Annotated in this window: 14 protein-coding genes; 7 read left to right on the top strand and 7 right to left on the bottom strand. The window is 60.2% G+C overall.

The window, feature by feature from the left end; translation table 11 throughout:
- Positions 1–125 precede the first annotated feature (125 nt).
- From CMG77_RS14725 to tsaC, 3 genes are all read right to left on the bottom strand, one after another.
- On the bottom strand, positions 126–3,707 hold the full coding sequence (locus tag CMG77_RS14725) for a 3-keto-alpha-glucoside-1,2-lyase-like domain-containing protein (RefSeq protein ID WP_286804346.1): 3,582 nt from the start codon (positions 3,705–3,707) through the stop codon (positions 126–128).
- A 248-nt stretch (positions 3,708–3,955) separates the two neighbouring features.
- On the bottom strand, positions 3,956–4,555 hold the full coding sequence (locus CMG77_RS14720) for an outer membrane beta-barrel protein (RefSeq protein WP_286804347.1): 600 nt from the start codon (positions 4,553–4,555) through the stop codon (positions 3,956–3,958).
- 87 nt (positions 4,556–4,642) lie between these two features.
- The gene (gene tsaC / locus CMG77_RS14715; protein ID WP_286804348.1) at positions 4,643–5,215 is read right to left on the bottom strand and encodes an L-threonylcarbamoyladenylate synthase type 1 TsaC; all 573 of its coding nucleotides are present in this window, start codon (positions 5,213–5,215) and stop codon (positions 4,643–4,645) included.
- Between the two features lie 603 nt (positions 5,216–5,818).
- Between tsaC and CMG77_RS14710 the strand changes: the two genes are divergently transcribed.
- Positions 5,819–6,127 (top strand): type II toxin-antitoxin system RelE/ParE family toxin, encoded by a 309-nt coding sequence (locus CMG77_RS14710; RefSeq protein WP_286904997.1) that lies wholly within the window; start codon positions 5,819–5,821, stop codon positions 6,125–6,127.
- A gap of 73 nt (positions 6,128–6,200) precedes the next feature.
- On the opposite strand, the gene dprA is transcribed toward CMG77_RS14710, so the two are convergent.
- Positions 6,201–7,331 (bottom strand): DNA-processing protein DprA, encoded by a 1,131-nt coding sequence (gene dprA, locus CMG77_RS14705; RefSeq protein ID WP_286904995.1) that lies wholly within the window; start codon positions 7,329–7,331, stop codon positions 6,201–6,203.
- Between the two features lie 87 nt (positions 7,332–7,418).
- Complete coding sequence (locus CMG77_RS14700; RefSeq protein WP_286904994.1) at positions 7,419–8,453, bottom strand: LysM peptidoglycan-binding domain-containing protein; 1,035 nt, start codon at positions 8,451–8,453, stop codon at positions 7,419–7,421.
- A 284-nt stretch (positions 8,454–8,737) separates the two neighbouring features.
- Here CMG77_RS14700 and def point away from each other — a divergent pair, with 284 nt between their 5' ends.
- The 5 genes from def to CMG77_RS14675 all read left to right on the top strand — a co-directional run bounded on the left by def (position 8,738) and on the right by CMG77_RS14675 (position 14,511).
- Entirely contained in the window at positions 8,738–9,247 is a 510-nt protein-coding gene (def, locus tag CMG77_RS14695) for a peptide deformylase (protein WP_286904992.1), read from the top strand.
- 30 nt (positions 9,248–9,277) lie between these two features.
- Positions 9,278–10,264: a methionyl-tRNA formyltransferase gene (fmt, locus tag CMG77_RS14690; protein WP_286904990.1), complete on the top strand. Its 987-nt coding sequence runs from the start codon at positions 9,278–9,280 to the stop codon at positions 10,262–10,264.
- Positions 10,261–11,577: a 16S rRNA (cytosine(967)-C(5))-methyltransferase RsmB gene (gene rsmB, locus CMG77_RS14685; RefSeq protein ID WP_286904989.1), complete on the top strand. Its 1,317-nt coding sequence runs from the start codon at positions 10,261–10,263 to the stop codon at positions 11,575–11,577. Before fmt ends, rsmB begins: the two co-directional genes overlap by 4 nt.
- 86 nt (positions 11,578–11,663) lie before the next feature.
- Positions 11,664–13,052 carry a Trk system potassium transporter TrkA gene (gene trkA, locus CMG77_RS14680; protein ID WP_286904987.1) on the top strand — a complete coding sequence of 463 codons (1,389 nt, stop codon included), beginning with the start codon at positions 11,664–11,666 and terminating at the stop codon, positions 13,050–13,052.
- Positions 13,053–13,065: 13 nt separating this feature from the next.
- A complete protein-coding gene (locus CMG77_RS14675) occupies positions 13,066–14,511 on the top strand; it encodes a TrkH family potassium uptake protein (protein ID WP_286904986.1) in 1,446 nt (481 codons plus the stop codon).
- Here CMG77_RS14675 and CMG77_RS14670 read toward each other — a convergent pair.
- Entirely contained in the window at positions 14,486–15,862 is a 1,377-nt protein-coding gene (locus CMG77_RS14670; RefSeq protein WP_286804355.1) for a GGDEF domain-containing protein, read from the bottom strand. The genes CMG77_RS14675 and CMG77_RS14670 overlap by 26 nt on opposite strands.
- A gap of 88 nt (positions 15,863–15,950) precedes the next feature.
- Here CMG77_RS14670 and CMG77_RS14665 point away from each other — a divergent pair, with 88 nt between their 5' ends.
- Positions 15,951–16,892 carry a carboxylesterase family protein gene (locus CMG77_RS14665; protein ID WP_024461799.1) on the top strand — a complete coding sequence of 314 codons (942 nt, stop codon included), beginning with the start codon at positions 15,951–15,953 and terminating at the stop codon, positions 16,890–16,892.
- Here CMG77_RS14665 and CMG77_RS14660 read toward each other — a convergent pair.
- Positions 16,881–17,432, bottom strand: coding sequence for a gluconate 2-dehydrogenase subunit 3 family protein (locus tag CMG77_RS14660; RefSeq protein ID WP_024461798.1), 552 nt, complete (start codon positions 17,430–17,432; stop codon positions 16,881–16,883). The two genes, CMG77_RS14665 and CMG77_RS14660, sit on opposite strands and share 12 nt — an antisense overlap.
- Positions 17,433–17,439 lie beyond the last annotated feature (7 nt).

Raw genomic sequence — 17,439 nt, 5'->3', positions numbered from 1 at the left:
GTATACCCTTGTGAGACCGTCACCCGCCTGGATGGCGGGTGATCGAGCCCCCATGGATGGGTTTACGGCGCGTCTCACAAGGGTATACCCAGGCGGAGCATTACCTACGAAGTCGCTTGTCCACCTTACGGTAATTTCCGCAACTTGATGTTGCGGAACCACACCGGGTCATCGTGATCCTGGAGCACCACATGCCCCTCCGGGGTCGCCGCAAAGGCCTCCCAGTCGGCAAACTTGCTCTCGGCGATCATCGCCTCCCATTCCGGAGTGCCCATCTCGGCTTCCACCACTTTAAAGCCATTGAGCCAGTGCTCGATCCGCCCGTTATCCACCACCAGACGGGTGCGGTTCCACTCGCCGGCCGGATTCACGGTGACCGGCGTGGCGGCAATCAGGTCGTACAGGTCCGCCGCCCGATGGGTGTAGATCTCACTGTCCGGGTGGCCGATATTATCCAGCAGTTGGTACTCCGGGCCACTCATATAGGGCGCCTCCAGCTCCGGCGACTCATCCACGCTGTAGATGATGCCGCTATTGCCGTTGCGCGCCAGCTTCCACTCCAGGTACAGCTCGAAGCGGGTCAGGGGTTCGTCGGTAATCACCAGATCCCCACCGGGGCGACCATCGTTGGGCTGCATATGCAGGGCACCATCGTCTATGACCCAGCGCTCACCCAGGGTATCGGCGTTGTAGTTGCGCAAGCCGTTGAGGGTTTTGCCATCAAAGAGCAGCTTCCAGCCTTCGGCCTGCTCGATATCAGTCAGTTGATTGTGCTGGGGCTGACGACCTTCAAGCGCCACCGGTTGGTCTTCCGGAATGGCGTTGAGGGTGTACCATGCTTCTGTGGTCCACAGGCTGTTGCCGGTCTCACTGACAAAGGGCCGGGCGATGCGGAAATACACCACATGGTCGGGCTTGAGTCCGCCGAGCTTGAAGCTCACCCGCTTGCGGTCCTCCGACAGGGCAAAGCCTTCCACCGGCAACTCGGTGACGTTCTTTTTCGGACCGCCATACTCGGCGGTGGGCTCGTAATACCACTGAAGAATCTCAAAATCTTCGGGGCTGATATTCTGGCCCGCCTTCACCGGCTCGGTAAACTCGATCACAAAGCCGTCGGAGCGGGCGCTGACGCTGAGCATCTCAAAGGCGGTCTCGCCGTTGTAGACCAGACGTTCCAGTCCGTACCACTGTTTTTCACCATCGGCCCAGTTGCCCGGGTTGCCGACACCACCGACGATCAGTGAACCATCCGGCGCCCAGTCGAGGCGGTTGACGCCGGCTTCCAGCCCCTGGATAAAGCGGAACACGGCGCCCTGCAGACGGCCGTTCACCCGCTCGGCGTACACCCGTTTGATGCCGCCGTGGGTCACTTCGCCGTGGATCATCTGGTTCTGGTAGGGGCCGACGTTCAGCGGCGCCGGCTCACTGGGGGAATTGCCGATTTCGTCCTGGGGCAGCCAGACCACCGGTTTGGTTTCGGTCAGGTCGGCGGTGCCTTCGAAGTCCACCGAACGCGAGCCGTACCAGGCCCCCGGCGTCAGTTCGACGATTTTGCTGGCGGGCAACCAGTCGCCCTGGTTATCGGCAATAAACAGCTCGCCGTCCACACCAAAGCCAATGCCGTTCGGCGTGCGCAGGCCCTGGGCAACGAACTCCACCTGCCCGTCGGTTTTACGGATTTTGATGGCCTTGCCACGATCCGGCGCCTGGGGGTCGGCGCTGGCACCGCCTGCCAAAATCGCCGTCGCCAGCGCACCATAGAAGTAACCGTCCTGGTATTCCAGGCCAAAGGCGAACTCGTGGAAGTTGTCGGTCACGGACCAGTCCGCGGATACCGAGTGATAAACGTCGATGACCTCATCGCCATTCACATCTTCCAGGCGGGTCAGTTCCTGTTTCTGCAGCACGTAGATATCACCGTCCACGACCTTCACGCCGAGCGGTTCGGCCAGGCCCCGGGCGATACGTTTGACGCTGGCCTGTTCCGGGCCCTTGTCGTAGTCACTGACGATATACACCGAGCCTTCCGGATCCCAGGTAGTGATGACCATCCGGCCATCGGGCAGAAAATCAATGCCCCCGACCATGGGTTCAAACTCGTCCGGACGGGCCTGGAAGCGATCGAAGGCCGGATGTACACCGGCGACTTTGGTCTGGTCTCCGGGAATGGTTTTGACCCGTTCCGGATCGGTAATCACCGGCACCACGTCCCGGCGATCGGCCGCCTGGATCTGCAACATCTCCGCCGGAATGATTTCAAATTCGCCGGTTTCGGGATTGCGCCACTGCATCGACAGGGTCGCACCGCCGTGACTCTGGAAGTGGATCACCTCCAGTGAGTGGAGCCCCGGCTCAAGGGTAACGCTGGCATCTTCCGGCTCAGGACCATGGAAGCCCCAGCTGTCGATCAGCAGCTCGTCGTTCAGGTACACCACCGCGCCATCATCACTGATCAGGCGCAGCTCGGTCTCCAGCGTCTCGTCCACTTTCAGGTGGGTTTTTACCTGCAGGGCGAAGCGCAAATCCAACGGCTTGAAAGAGGCCTTGTCCGGGAAGTGAATGCGCGACACCCGGGCCACTTCGGATGGGGCCGTGCCACGCAGGCTTTCAATATTGGGTTGATCGCCACTGAAAAGGTGGCGGTATACCAGCGCACCATCTCCCGTGGCCTCGGCCGGGGTCTCAGCCACCAACTCCAGTGTGTCGGTGGCCGGCTGGTCGAGATTCCAGCGGGTTTCTCCCTCCGTTTCTTCCTGCAGGGAGAAGATGTAGTCGACCATCTGCTCAGCATCTTCCTGGCTGAGGTCCGGGTGCGGACTCATGGGCACCTCACCCCAGTTGCCGGCGCCCCCGAGAATGATCTTCTTAGCCAGCATGGCCCGGTTGTCCGGAGTATTGTCGTAGCGTTCGGCAATGGACTGGTAGGAGGGGCCGACCGTCTTGATTTCCGGGTTGTGACAGGCGGCGCAGTCACTGCCCTCAACCAGGGTCTGGCCGGGGTGGTCGCCTTCGCCCGCTTCATCCGGTCGCTCGACCCGAGTCGGATCGGTAAAGGTGCGCTGCACCCGGGTCACGCCGTTTTTCAGCCGCAAGGTCTGACTGCCCTGCCATTCACCGCTGCCGACCAATGACTGGTCCGCTGCCTCGGCCAGGCCGGTCAGGGTCAAGCCCAGCCCTTTGGGCAGGCCATTGACCGCGAACTCCCGGGTGATGATCAGGCTCTGCTCCTCCAGCCGGGCGCTGGGCTTTTCCCAGACCGTCGCCTTCCAGCCATCCGCTTCAACGTCGTAACGCAGTGCCAGCTGATCGCCGGAATAACGATGACCGCCATACTGAACGCTGGCCCCTTCGGTCTGCCACCGGGCATCCTGGGTCAGGTAGAGGTCGCCCTCGGAGACGGGCTGGGGGCCGTGTCGGGTATCGAAGACCGCGCCGGTAAAGTGCACCGTGCCCCGCCAGGCCTGGTGCAGGTTGCCGGTTTCCACGTCGTACGCCAGCTTGATGTCATCGGGCTGACGCACGGTCAGCATGCGAGCCCGGTTATCCAGCGTGGAGCGAAAGGCAATCATGTCGCCCTCCAGCGTCGCCGGGCTGGCGGCCTGGAATTCAGGCGCCGGTTCAGTTTTCTGGCAGGCCTGGGTGAGCAGCAGGCTGCCCAGGGCCGTGGCCAGCAATGCGGTGCGATGGAGGGTATAAGGGCGTTTCATGGGGCGCTCCGTTTACGTTATTCGATCGATCGGCGACGCCCGGAGGGAGCGGGCCGAATTCGGGGAAAGTGGCCGAAAATACCACAATACACCTTTTGCAATCGATTGAATACGTATGCAGGCGCCAAGCTGGGTGAAAGAACGGAAAACGTTCTGCGCGGTGCTGGAGTTAACAGATAATACGAATGGCCGTTAAGACAGAGAGAAATACCACTCCGGGGCCGACGCCCGGCCCCGGAGTGAGTCGATCAAAAATAGACGGAAAGACTGATGCTGGTGGTGTCCACATCGTCTGCCATCACGTGGCCTAATCCGATCGACACCGTGTCGGTAAAAAAGTAGTCAGCGCCGACTGCAACAGAGGTTTCTGATTCATCGTCAATATTGACATAACCGAGTGAGCCGCTAATCTCAAACGACTCAGACAGCATTGAGCGGAAACCACCTGTCAATCCGTAACCGTTGTCACTGGCACTGCCGGACTCTCCCATGTAAGCAGCGTCAACCTCTATATCCTCATAGCTCACGATAGCAAACAGATCCGTATTCACTGACAGTCCATGACGAAAACCCAACCCAAGGGAAACCGTATTAAGGTCCATTTCCAAAGTATCGCCGAACAATTCAACATCGTCCGAGAGCTGGGAAAACGCCCCAGCCACAAAAATATTCTCCGACAGCAGCGCAGAGCCACCCAAACCAAAGCCGGTCAAAGTTTCACCCTCAACGTCCGCTGATTGATAGGCGACTGACACCTGATTCCACTGAGGACGCTGATCCGCCTGCACCGCGCCCGCTGCACATACCAAGGCCGAAGCCAAAATCACTTTTTTCATATTGATCTCCATAAAACCAATCCTGGTCATTGATTCACCAGCGCCATCTAGTGTGCGCTGAGGGCGCAGTCTAGCATGGCAGAAATCAGCAAAGCTCGATTAACGGAGAACTTCCCCGGTGATCAAGTCGCGAATCTGGGAGGGTTGAGTTCGGTTACCGACACGCCCGGGAGTCACATCGTCCAGCCGGTCTTTGAAATAGCGGCGCACCTCCAGAGCGGTGCGGGCGGAGGGTTTGCCTGCCGGGTTCGCGGAGGTGGACACGATCGGGCCGCCGAAAGCGAGGCTCAGGCCAGCGGCCACGGGGTGATCAGTTACTCTCAGCGCCACCGACTCAAAGCGTCCGCTGATCCACTCGGGCACCAGGCCGGCGGTGGGCACCAACCAGGTCACGGGCCCCGGCCAGCTCTCCCGCAACTGTTGCTGAAGCCCTTTGTCCAGTCGCTCCACCAGAGGCACAAACTGCTCAATGCGGGCCGCGACCAGAATCAGACCCTTTTCCCAGGGGCGGCTCTTCAGGGCCAATAGCCGCGCCACCGCCTCGGCATTGTTGGGATCGCAACCCAAGCCCCAGACCGCCTCGGTGGGATAGGCGACCACGCCGCCAGCGCGCATGCGCTTGGCAGCACGCTGAATGCGGGGGTTGGTGCTCCAGGGAAAAGTGGTGCTCATCGGGGGCGAATCCTCTCAACAGGGGCAATAAAAGGGCGTAGTTTACTGAAAAGGGGCCTAATCGCACAGATTCGTCAAATAGGCGCTGCTCAGTTCCATCCGCTGGGTAAAAATGTACCCGGCCGGTCGGGNNGNAGGGTTGNNGGGTTGGAGGGTATTGAACCCCCGGTTGGCGTCCATCTCATGGGGCTTCGGGGGTTTACTGACCGCTTGCACGAAGCACTTTCCCTGCTCCCTGAGCATGGTATATTGGCCGTTATACCATTGAGGGCACAAAGCGGTTACCGGTTATAAGGGGTTCCTCANGCAAGTACAGCGCCATGAGATCAGGTGCAGCACAACCAACCCGCTATAATTGACACCGGCAAGGCGGCACACATTGGCAACGATACAAGGTTAACTCATTGAGGTATGTATGAACGCTAAAGAGTCGGCACAGCACATTATTAACCAGTTGCCAGAACAAGCCTCCTGGAACGACATCATGTATGAGCTGTATGTGAAGCAAAAGATCGAGGCTGGTTTAAAAGCCGTTGAGGAAGGCCGCACCGTCCCGCACGATCAAGTCAAAGCCCGCATCANGGCACGGCACCAAAAGCACACATGAAGATCGAATGGACAGAGTCTGCCGAACTGGATTTAGGCGACATTTATGCGTATATNGCCCGTGATGTGCCCATCTATGCCGAGCAATTCATTGATCGGATTATCGAGACCACTTTCCTGTTACATGAGCAACCGCTGCTCGGGCGAGAGGTGCCCGAAGCTGAACGCAACGATGTGCGTGAGCTGATTTTCCAGAGCTACCGCATTATCTACCTGGTGGCAACCGACTCTCTGTATATCCTCGCGGTTATACATGGTAGTCGGGATTTGACTAAGACAGAGAACAAGCCCTGGGAAGTCGTGTAAATGGATGCCGAAAGGTCGCGGATATCCTAATAACGGATCGGACAGCGATCTCATCCTCTAATGCGAAAAATCTTTAGGAGTTCGCCAAGGCCGTACGCTCAAAGCCCGCTGCGGTTTCGGTGATCGCGCCCTTCAGTTGCANACCAATCAGCAGTGCCGAGAGCTCCCCCACCTCCAAGTCACTGTCGTCCGCCAGTGAATCAAGATCTCTNGGNTCGTGNCCCAGCGCTTCGAGCACCCGTTGTTCTTTGTCNGTCANNTCNANAGANGCTTNCGACGANGNGCTGAANAGGTCGCTCTGATACCCCANGTAACCGCCNANCTGCTCGACAATATCCCGNGCNGTTTCCACCAGGGTTGCGCCCTCGCGGATCAGGCGGTGACAGCCCCGGGCCAGGGGGTTATGGATGGAGCCGGGGATNGCGAAGACTTCCCGGTTCTGTTGCAGGGCGTAGCGGGCGGTGATCAGGGAGCCGCTTTTNAGGGCGGCNTCCACCACCAGNGTGCCACCACTCAGGCCGCTGATGATNCGGTTGCGCTGGGGAAAGTTCGAAGGCTGGGGACTGGCCCGCAGGGGGAATTCCGATACGACGGCACCGCCGTTGGCGACAATNTCTTCCGCCAATTGACGGTGCCGGGCCGGGTAGACGCGATCAATTCCCGTGCCGACCACNCCGATGGTAACGCCCTCCACATCCAGNGCGCCGGCATGGGCGAANCCATCAACCCCCATGGCCAGGCCGCTGGTGATGGCAAAGCCCCGCCCCGCCAGAAAGGCGGCGAACTGGCGGGCNTTATCGCGCCCACCNGTGGATGGATTCCGGCTCCCCACCATNGCGATCTGCGGCATNCTCAGGGCGGTCACGGAACCGCGGACAAACAGCAGCGGGGGTGCCCGGCGAATNTCCCGAAGCAGCGGTGGGTAATCTTCATCCTCCAGGCTGAGNACCTGGACTTCGGGATGCTCGGCGAGCCAATCCAGATCCTTTCGCGCACTTCGTGCCAGAGNACAACCACTGGGGTTTCGCTGGTAATCGCCCAGCGCCGCGCANGCTTCNGGGTCCAGCCAGCCTTTGAGCACGTCGGGGGAGGCTTCAATGACCGCTCCNGCGGAGCCGAAGTGCTCCAGCANGCGAGCGCGNTTGGCGGCGCCNGCGCCGGGTAGTCGTTGCAATAANAGNTGGGAAAAATGNTGTTCTTCCATGAGGTCCTCGTGTCNTCCATGAGGCGCGGCCCGGGAGGNGGGCCGCGCGGTCTAACAATCCCAGATCTGATTGANCCAGGGGTTAAATCAGGGGTTGAGCAGTTTGTCGTTTACGGCCAGCGGNCGCTCGGCTTCCAGTACCAGAGCCAGGCTCATTTTTTCAAAGGTGCGGAAAATCATCACCAGGCCNGCACGCTCGTCCGGCAGNGTAATCCGCTCCCCGGTCACGGGGTCGCGGGTGACTTCGCCGCGCTTGTACACCGCCAGCACGTTACCCACCAGCAGCCCTTCGCGATCGCCCTTGTTCACCATGACCACNTCCAGTTTGCCNACCTGGCTNAGGCCGCCTTCAACGGCNAGAATTAGGGCATTGATNTCATCATCCGGAGCNCTGGGNTAGAAATTGGANTCNATNGTNCGCTCNTCNCTGGGCANCAACCGATCNCCCATACGGATTTCTTCNCGNGAGGTCAGCACCTGGACACGGGTAATGTCCTCGTCGGTATTCCCNACGCGAACCGTNCCGATGTTCTGCGCGTGAGTGCCCAGATATTCGCCAGTGATCGGGTCGCGGAAGTGCTCCTCTTTGCGGTANACCCCATAATTGGNCATGTCNGTTTCGAAGTCGCCACGCCCGTAGGCGTAATCNCCCTCGCCCACAATAATCCGCTTCTCGGGGCCCGCCACCATGTAGGGCGCCGCCTCAAGCTCCTCTTCCGAGACAATCCGGCTGCGCGAGAGGAAGCTGTTGATCCGGTCGAGNGGGATGGTGCTGATGGCCTCGTCGCGGGGCAGCACCCGGACACTCGGNCTGAGCTTGGTCTCGCCCGGAGCCAGCTTCACCGGGCGATCCACGGTCAGTCGGGGCTCGCCNTCGATGTATACCAGAGAGATGACATCGCCCGGGTAGATCAGGTGAGGATTCTGAATTTGCTGGTTTACGTGCCAGATTTCCGGCCATAACCAGGGGGTCTGGAGGAATCGGTTGGAAATATCCCAGAGCGTATCGCCCTTCTGGACAATGTATTCGTCCGGATGGTCACTCCGGAACGCGGCCTCGTCCGCCCAACTCAACATGGCGAACAGCGGGACCAGCAGGAGCCCCAGCATCAACTTTTTCATAGAAACCGATCCTGTATTGTTAGGCCCGGGAGTGCATTGGAACCCTTCAGCCCGCTTCAATGATCCCCTGGGGACCCTCGAGGCGTATTGGTACCTATTGAATTAGGGTAAAAAGGCCCATACCGGTTATAATCCTGACACAGAGCTGACAACACGCGTAGCGGCTGTCGTCATTATTGGCGGCGCAAACCCGCGCGCTACCCGAAGCATAGCAAGTAAACGCTGTGCGATCATCATGTTAGCAACGCTTTTTCTTCTTTTACTAGAGGTTTGTCACAAAGATTATGGCGAAACTCGAGATTCTGGAATTTCCCGATCCTCGTCTGCGCACCGTGGCCAAGCCGGTCGCCCAGGTGGACGACCGCATCCGCCAGTTGGTGGACGACATGTTCGAGACCATGTANGCCGCNCCCGGCGTGGGTCTGGCGGCNTCTCAGGTGAACGTACACGAGCGNGTCGTGGTCATCGATGTGAGCGAAGATCAGAGCCAGCCGATGGTGTTCATCAACCCGGAAGTCACGGTGTTGGATGAAGAGACCCTGCGCCCCTATGACGAGGGCTGCCTGTCCATTCCCGGCTTTTACGAGACCGTGGAGCGCCCGGAAAANGTGCGNGTCAACGCGCTNGATCGTGATGGCAAGCCGTTTGAGCTGGAGCCNGATGGCCTGCTGGCGGTGTGCATTCAGCACGAGCTGGACCACCTGAACGGCAANCTGTTCGTGGACTACATCTCCCCGGTCAAGCGTCAGCGCATTCGCAAGAAGCTGGAAAAACAACACCGTNTGCGGGCCTGATTGCGGTCCGCCCCAACCTCATCGAGCCTCATGTCCGACTCTGATTCCCCCGGCGGCCTGCGGATTGTCTTCGCAGGCACCCCCGATTTTGCCGCTCATCACCTGCGCACNCTNCTGGCNGGGCCACACCAGTTAGTGGGNGTTTACACACAGCCCGACCGGCCCGCCGGGCGAGGNAAGAANTTNCAGGCCAGNCCGGTCAAAGCCCTGGCCCTGGANCACCACTTACCGGTATTCCAGCCGGAAACCCTGAAATCCGAGCCGGCCCAGGCCGAGCTGGCCGCCCTGAACGCGGACATCATGGTGGTAGTGGCCTACGGCCTGCTGCTGCCGAAAGCCGTGCTCGACACGCCGCGTCTGGGTTGCATCAATGTGCACGCCTCGCTGTTGCCCCGCTGGCGGGGTGCGGCGCCCATTCAGCGCGCTATTGAGGCCGGCGATGCCGAATCCGGCGTCACCATCATGCAGATGGATGTGGGCCTGGACACCGGCGACATGCTGGTCAAAGCCCACTGCCCCATCGGTCCCGATGACACCGCCGGGGCACTGCACGACCGGCTGGCCGAGCTCGGCGGCCCCGCGCTGATGACNGCTCTGGAACAGTTAGCCCAGGGCTGNGCCNANCCAGAGGCACAGGATGACGCCCAAAGCACCTACGCCCCCAAAATCACCAAGGCCGAAGCGGCGNTGGACTGGGCNCGCCCGGCCNNCGAGCTGGCCCGACANGTGCGNGCNTTCAATCCCTTCCCNATNTGCCATACCCNCCGCGCCGANTCNANCGACAGNTTTCGGGTCTGGGAAGCCANGGCACTCGCCCACGACGGCCCGGAAGCTCCCGGAACCGTGCTGTCGGTGAGCGAAGCCGGTATCGGCGTGGCCTGCGGGGAAGGCCAACTGCAGCTGACCCGCCTGCAATTACCCGGGAAAAAAGCNCTGCCGGTGGCCGAACTNCTGCGCGGCCGGGCCGATCTGTTTACCCCCGGCGAAGTACTNGCCCGACCGGAGCCCGGCGTATGAAGGTGCGCACGGCGGCCGCCAAGTTACTGGCCGACCTGTTGCGCCAGCAGGGCTCCCTGGCGAGCCTNNTNCCNGATTACCAGAGCCGGGTNCCNGAGCGCGACGCCCCGCTGNTNCAGGAACTCACNTACGGGACCTGCCGCTGGTATCCNCGCCTGAANGCCTACCTGGGTCAATTGCTGGACAANCCGCTCAAACCCAAAGANGGGGACNTTCAGGCNCTGCTGCTGCTCGGGCTNTACCANCAGNTNTACACCCGNATNCCCGATCATGCGGCGATCGGTGCCACNGTGGANAGCACCCGNGANCTGAAAAAGCCCTGGGCCAANGGCCTGGTCAATGGCGTCCTGCGGCGTTTTCAGCGCGAGCGAGAAGCACTGGATGGNGCNCTCGCGNACGATGACCGCTTTATCACCGCCCATCCCAACTGGCTGCTGAAACGCCTGCGCCATCACTGGCCCGAGCAGGCGGAGGCTGTGGTTGCGGCCNATAACGGTCACCCTCCCCTGACCCTTCGGGTGAACCCGGCCTACGCCGCCCGTGAAGATTACCTGGCGCAGTTGCGCGAACAGGACATCGAGGCCAGCCTCACCCCCTTCAGCCCGGTCGGGATCACCCTCCANACGCCNTGTCAGGTAACGGCCTTACCCGGTTTTGAGGACGGTGGCGTCAGCGTCCAGGACGAAGCGGCCCAGCTCAGTGCCGAACTGCTGGAACTGGCACCCGGACAGCGGGTGCTGGANGCCTGCAGCGCCCCCGGCGGNAAAACCGGACACATNCTNGAAACCGAACCGGGCCTGGCCGAGGTNGTCGCCCTGGACAGCGACGCGCGCCGGTTGAACCGGGTGCAGGAGAATCTCGACCGCCTCCGCAAGCAGGCCACCCTGCGCTGNGGCGATGCCGGCCAACCGGACNANTGGTGGGACGGCACCGCCTTCGACCGCATTCTGCTCGATGCCCCCTGCTCGGCCACCGGCATCATCCGGCGTCAGCCGGATATTAAAGTGCTGCGCTCGGCCGCCGACATCGACCGACTGAGTGCTTTGCAGGGNCGCCTNCTNANCGCGCTATGGTCCACCCTGAAGCCCGGCGGCGTGCTGGTCTATGCCACCTGTTCGATTCTGCCGGAGGAAAACACCCGGGTCGTGGAGGCGTTTGTACAGCAACATCCGGACGCCCGGTGCGATACGNTCGAGGTGGACTGGGGGCTCNCANAACCCTGCGGTCGCCAGCTTTTACCACAGGACAATGGCCACGACGGTTTCTATTACGCCCGACTGCGCAAGATCGGGGAGAAAAACCACAGCGTTTAAGGCAGAATACGGCTTTCGGTCACACTGCCTGAACGCGTGATCGCGCCGAATCACGACGCGCGACGCNAGGGGACTCAAGCTAGCCTATGAAAATCATTATTCTCGGCGCCGGACAGGTCGGCGGCAGCCTGGCAGAACACCTNGCCAGCGAAGCCAACGACATCACGGTGATCGACACCAACGACGTGCGCTTGCGCGAATTGCGCGACCGGATCGATATCGGNGTGGTGACCGGTGAAGGNTCTCACCCGGACGTGCTGGTGCAGGCGGGTATCGAAGATGCCGACCTGCTGGTGGCNGTCACCAGTAATGATGAAATCAANATGGTCGCCTGCCAGGTGGCNCACAGTCTGTTCCGCACGCCCACCAAAATTGCCCGGGTGCGCTCCAACGCCTACCTGACNTACGACAANCTCTTTACCGACACCGCCATCCCCATCGANGTNNTGATCAGNCCGGANCAACTGGTCTCGGATTACATCTTCCGGCTGATCGANCAGCCCGGCGCCCTGCAGGTNCTCGACTTTGCCAANGGCAAGGCCCAGTTGGTGGCNGTCAAGGCGTATCACGGCGGNCCNCTGGTCGGNCANGAGNTGCGCTTTCTGCGTCAGCANATGCCCAANGTGGANACNCGNGTGGCGGCCATCTATCGNCGCAATCGCGCGATTGTGCCCCACGGTTCCACCGTCATNGAGGCGGANGANGAAGTCTTTTTCATCGCCGGGAAAAACGACATTCGCNCGGTGATGAGTGANCTGCGCCGGCTGGAAACCGCCTANAAGCGNGTGATGATCGCCGGCGGNGGNAANATCGGTTTGCGGCTGGCCAAAAANCTNGAGGGNCGNTANAGCGTTCGGGTGGTGGAGCACAATGAGCGGCGCTGCCGCCAGCTNTCCGANCAGCTNGANCGCAGCATCGTGCTNCAGGGCAACGCCTCGGATCAGGACCTGCTGCTCGATGAAAACATTGAAGANACCGATGTGTTTCTNGCCCTGACCAACGANGATGANGCCAACATCATGTCCTCCATGCTGGCCAAACGCCTCGGTGCCCGNAANGTCATGGCGNTGATCAATAACCCCGCCTACGTGGACCTGGTCCAGGGCGGGGANATNGATATCGCCATCTCGCCCCAGACCACCACCATCGGNAGCCTGCTCACNCACGTGCGCCGGGGCGACATGGTCAACGTGCACTCCCTGCGCCGTGGCGCGGCGGAAGCCATTGAGCTGATCGCTCACGGCGACAGTCAGTCGTCCAAAGTGGTGGGTCGGGCACTGGAAGACATCGACCTGCCCGAAGGGGCCAACATCGGGGCCATCGTGCGGGAGAAAGACGATGAAACCAGTGAAGTANTGATTGCCCACGACCACCTGGTGGTGGAGCCGGGCGATCATGTAATTGTGTTCCTGCTGCACAAGCAGCATATTCGCGACCTGGAAAAGCTCTTCCAGGTCGGTTTTACTTTCTTCTAGCGTCGGGACGGCCATGCAATTTGCCACCATCGCACGGGTTCTGGGCGTACTGCTGATGCTGTTCAGCCTGACGNTGTTGGTGCCCATCAGCGTCTCGCTCTGGTTCCACGATCAGAATTATCTGACCTTCCTGATCGGNTTNGTCATCACCTTTGGCGCCGGCGCCGCCACCTGGTTGCCGGTGCGCGGNCGNCGNCAGGAGCTNCGCACNCGCGANGGCTTTCTGATTACCGCCTTGTTCTGGTTTGTTCTCGGCGCCTTCGGTGCCATTCCCCTGTACTTTTCCATGGGACTGGATCTGTCGTTTACCGATGCGATTTTCGAATCCCTTTCAGGGCTGACCACCACCGGGGCGACANTCATCAGTGGGCTGGACGCCCTNCCCCCGTCCATTCTGTTTTATCGNCATCAACTGCAGTGGTTGGGNGGCATCGGGATTATTGTGATNGCGGTGGCNATNCTGCCGCTGTTGGGCATNGGGGGNATGCAGCTGTACCGGGCCGAGGCGCCCGGNCCGGTCAAGGACAACAAGCTCACCCCCCGNATCACNGAAACGGCCAAGGCGCTGTTNCTGATTTATCTGGGCTTTACGGTCACCTGCTTTNTTGCCTACAAGCTGGCGGGTATGAGCTGGTTCGAAGCCCTGGGACACAGTTTTTCCACCGTGGCCAACGGTGGCTTTTCCAGNCACGATGANAGCCTGCGCTACTACGACAGCCCGGCCATCCTGTTGATCTGTTCGGTGTTCATGGTGCTGGCCGGTGCCAACTTCGCNCTGCACTTTATTGCCTGGCGCGACAANAGNTTATGGCACTACATGCAGGACGCGGAGTTCCGCTTTTACTTCGGCTGGATNGTNTTNGGCAGCNTCGTTACGGTGTCCTACCTGTATGNGTCAGAGACCCTCGCNTTCANCGACAGCCTGGTGCTCGGNATTTACAACCTGGCGTCGACGCTGACCACCGCNGGNTTCGCGTCGGACTTCAACCTGTGGCCATCNTTTCTGCCCTACATGCTGTTTCTGCTCGCCTTCCTCGGTGGCTGCGCCAGCTCTACCGGCGGCGGCATGAAAATGATTCGGGTACTGCTGCTGTATAAACAGGGCGTACGGGAGGTCAACCGACTGATTCACCCCAACGCCGTCATTCCGGTCAAGGTCGGAAAGATCAGTGTACCCGATCGGGTCATTGAAGCGGTGTGGGGATTTTTTGCGATGTATGTGGTGACTTACATCGTCATGTTTCTAGCACTGCTGATGACCGGGCTGGATCTGGAAACCGCTTTTTCGGCGGTGGGCGCCTGCATCACCAACCTGGGTCCCGGCATGGGGGACGTGGCCAGTAACTACGGCGCGATCAGCGACCCGGCCAAATGGATTCTGACGTTTGCCATGCTCCTGGGGCGTCTGGAAGTTTTTACTCTGCTGGTGCTGTTCAGCCCGATGTTCTGGCGCCGGTGAACGTGGCCTCCGGGCACAACATCACCCGGTTACGCCCCTGGTCCTTGGCCTGATACAGCGCCCGATCGGTTCGGACAAAGGCATCGATATAGGGCTCACCGGCACGGATCTGACAGACTCCGAAACTGGCGGTCAAACGTACCTGCTCGTCCATTTCAATCCGGGCCTCGGAAACCAGTTGCCGGATCTTTTCCGCCAGAACCACCGCACTTTTGGCATCTGTGTTGGGGCACAGGAGCAGAAATTCCTCACCGCCCCAGCGACAGAGCACATCCTGCTTGCGGGTGTACTGATCCAACAGGTTCACCAACTGGCGCAGAACCTTGTCCCCGGCATCATGACCGTAGGTATCGTTGAAGGTTTTGAAATGGTCCACATCCAGCAGGATCAATGAGATGGGCTGGAATTCGTTCTGGTGAATCATCTGGGACAGACGCTGTTCAAAACCGTAACGATTGTAGGCCCCGGTAAGCGGGTCGCGGGTGGACAGTTGCTTGTAGCGGTCGGTTTCCTCTTTCAACTGCGCATTGCGATTGGAGAGGATATCCAGTTGCCGACGGTGGCGCCGGGTAATCCGGGACAGGAGAACCAACCGATGGGTGCCCCAGGCACCCAGCCCTACCAGCCAGATCAGCAGAATGCTCAGGTACCAGGTGGCGGCCGAGATCCACTCACCGACGAAACTCGCCTCCTTGATGATCACATCATAGTGTCCCGGCTCCAGCGCCTGCGCATAACCGATACCGATGGCGATCACATTGTGAAACGCGGGACGCCTTAGCTCTCGCGGCAGGTCTCGAGCACTGCTCCACCAATCTGCCAGAGACAGCTCATCAAAACCGATTCTCAGGGTTCCCCCCAACTCTCCGGCCTTGATGTCGAACTTGTTGAATTGGGCACTGTTGTTATCGTCCGGGTTGGAGTAACGCTCATCGTAATGGCGCATAAAGAACTGCACGTCCTGGTTATGACCCGGGGTTTCCAGCTGTAGCTCGAAGGCCTCAAAGTCGGTCAGATCCAACCCGTGCAGATTGTCTTCGGACAACAAGAGGTTGATGCCGCAGAACACGTAATCGCCCTCCGGCTCGACCCGGCAGCGCCAGTGGTAGTCCTCTTGCGGCCCGACCCACTCCGAATGGCTCGGCCCGCCCTGCATGGCGTCACCGTAGGGTGCGAGAATGATGGTACTGTCGGCGTGGGGTACCAATGAGTGCTGCCGCTCGGGAATCAGCGGGTGTGCGGCCACAGCCAGCAGGGTAATGGCAATGGCCACCAGCAAAAAATGCAAGGAGCGACTGGGAGACATGGCGGCGCCGTTTTTGTTGAATATTGCGCCAATTGTAGCAAGCAAGCTACTTCTTTGGGCGACTTCCCGGGCCATTTATCAGATTATTCTGCTATGGTTAGCCGGTAGTTATAACCATAAACGAGGTCATACCATGCGACTCATAACTCTGTCTTTCTGTGTTTGGCTGCTGACGGCCTGCAGCCTCCAACCCCACGGCCAATCCGAAGGTTCCGAACCGCAATTGGAACGCCTGAGTTTTACCAGCGCTCTGGATGGCAGCGAGCGGCAGTTTTTCGTGTATTTGCCCAGAGGCTATGAAACTCAAACCGGGAAGGACTGGCCGGTGCTTTTGTTTCTGCACGGCAACGGTGAGCGAGGCAATGGCCGGGACGAGCTGGACTATGTACTGGCCCATGGGCCGCTGTACGAAGCCTGGATCCAGAAGCGGGACCTGCCGTTCATCATGATCGTGCCCCAGCTCCCCATGTTCGGAATGGATGAGCACGCGGATTACCTGCGCAACCGGGACCCGTCTCAAATACCCCAACGATTGGCCGATGGGGTTCCACCCCGCCCGGCGGATTTCCCGACGCCCGAGCCCATGAATGGCGTGCCTGCACCCGCCTCCATGGACGACATTCCCCCCACCCTGCCCAACGGCTGGGATCGCATTGAAGACGACCTGATCATGATGCTCGACCGGATCGAGGCCAACTACCGGGTGGATCAACAACGGGTCTATCTCAGTGGCCTGAGCTACGGTGGCTTCGGTACCTGGTATATGGCCAGCCAGCACCCGGAGCGCTTTGCGGCCATCAGCCCGGTGGTGGGCTGGGGCCATCCGGACCTGATGGCACCCATCGCGGAACACCAGCTCCCCCTATGGGCGTTCGCTGCCGGACGTGATCCGGTCGTCACCATTGAGCATTTTTACCCCGGGCTGAACGAGTTGGAAAAGCTCGGACACCCCGCGGTGCGCTTTACCAACCACGAGGACATGGGCCACGACGCCTGGACCCGGGTGTACCGCAGCGAAGACCTGTACCGCTGGTTGTTGGGGCATTCCCGGGCGGACGAACCCTCAGGGGAGTAAGTTGGCCCAGGCCTTGGTGCCAGGATCAATTTTTACATCTCCCTCATGACGGCCGGGAATGGGTGCAAAGCGCAAGGCCTGCTTGGCACCCACTTCCGAGGCAAAGTAGCCCCAGAGGGTCAGTTGCTTGATCATCCGGTAATAATCGGCGTCGCTGTCCTGCTCCAGCGCCAATAACAATTGCTCTCGTTGACCCGGTGTCAGTGACCGAACATCGGTGTTGAACTGAGCCTGGCTGCGCTGCTGCAGATCGGCCAATCCTCGCAGAAAAACCTGTTGTTCCGCCGGCGTGTAGTAACCGCTGACCATCGCCTGCATAAAAGCGCCGATACCGGCGGCTTTGGCACCGGGTGAATCCTCGGTGCTGGGCAGAATGGTCTCACCAACGTCACTGAGCAGTGCCACCTCCGGTTCGGCCAGCACGGGTTGAACGGCCGTAGGCAATGCGCCGCTTAAAAAGGCGGACGCACCGAACACCTGCGTGGCCGATACCAGACCCAGCGCACCCATCATCGTGTGTAATGCCTGTCTGCGATTCATCTCGCCC

Origin of the sequence: Marinimicrobium sp. (assembly GCF_002695945.1) — a bacterium.
GTDB lineage: Bacteria > Pseudomonadota > Gammaproteobacteria > Pseudomonadales > Cellvibrionaceae > Marinimicrobium > Marinimicrobium koreense.
The sequence above is the reverse complement of the archived record's forward strand: the minus strand, read 5'-3'. Positions and strand labels throughout refer to the sequence as shown.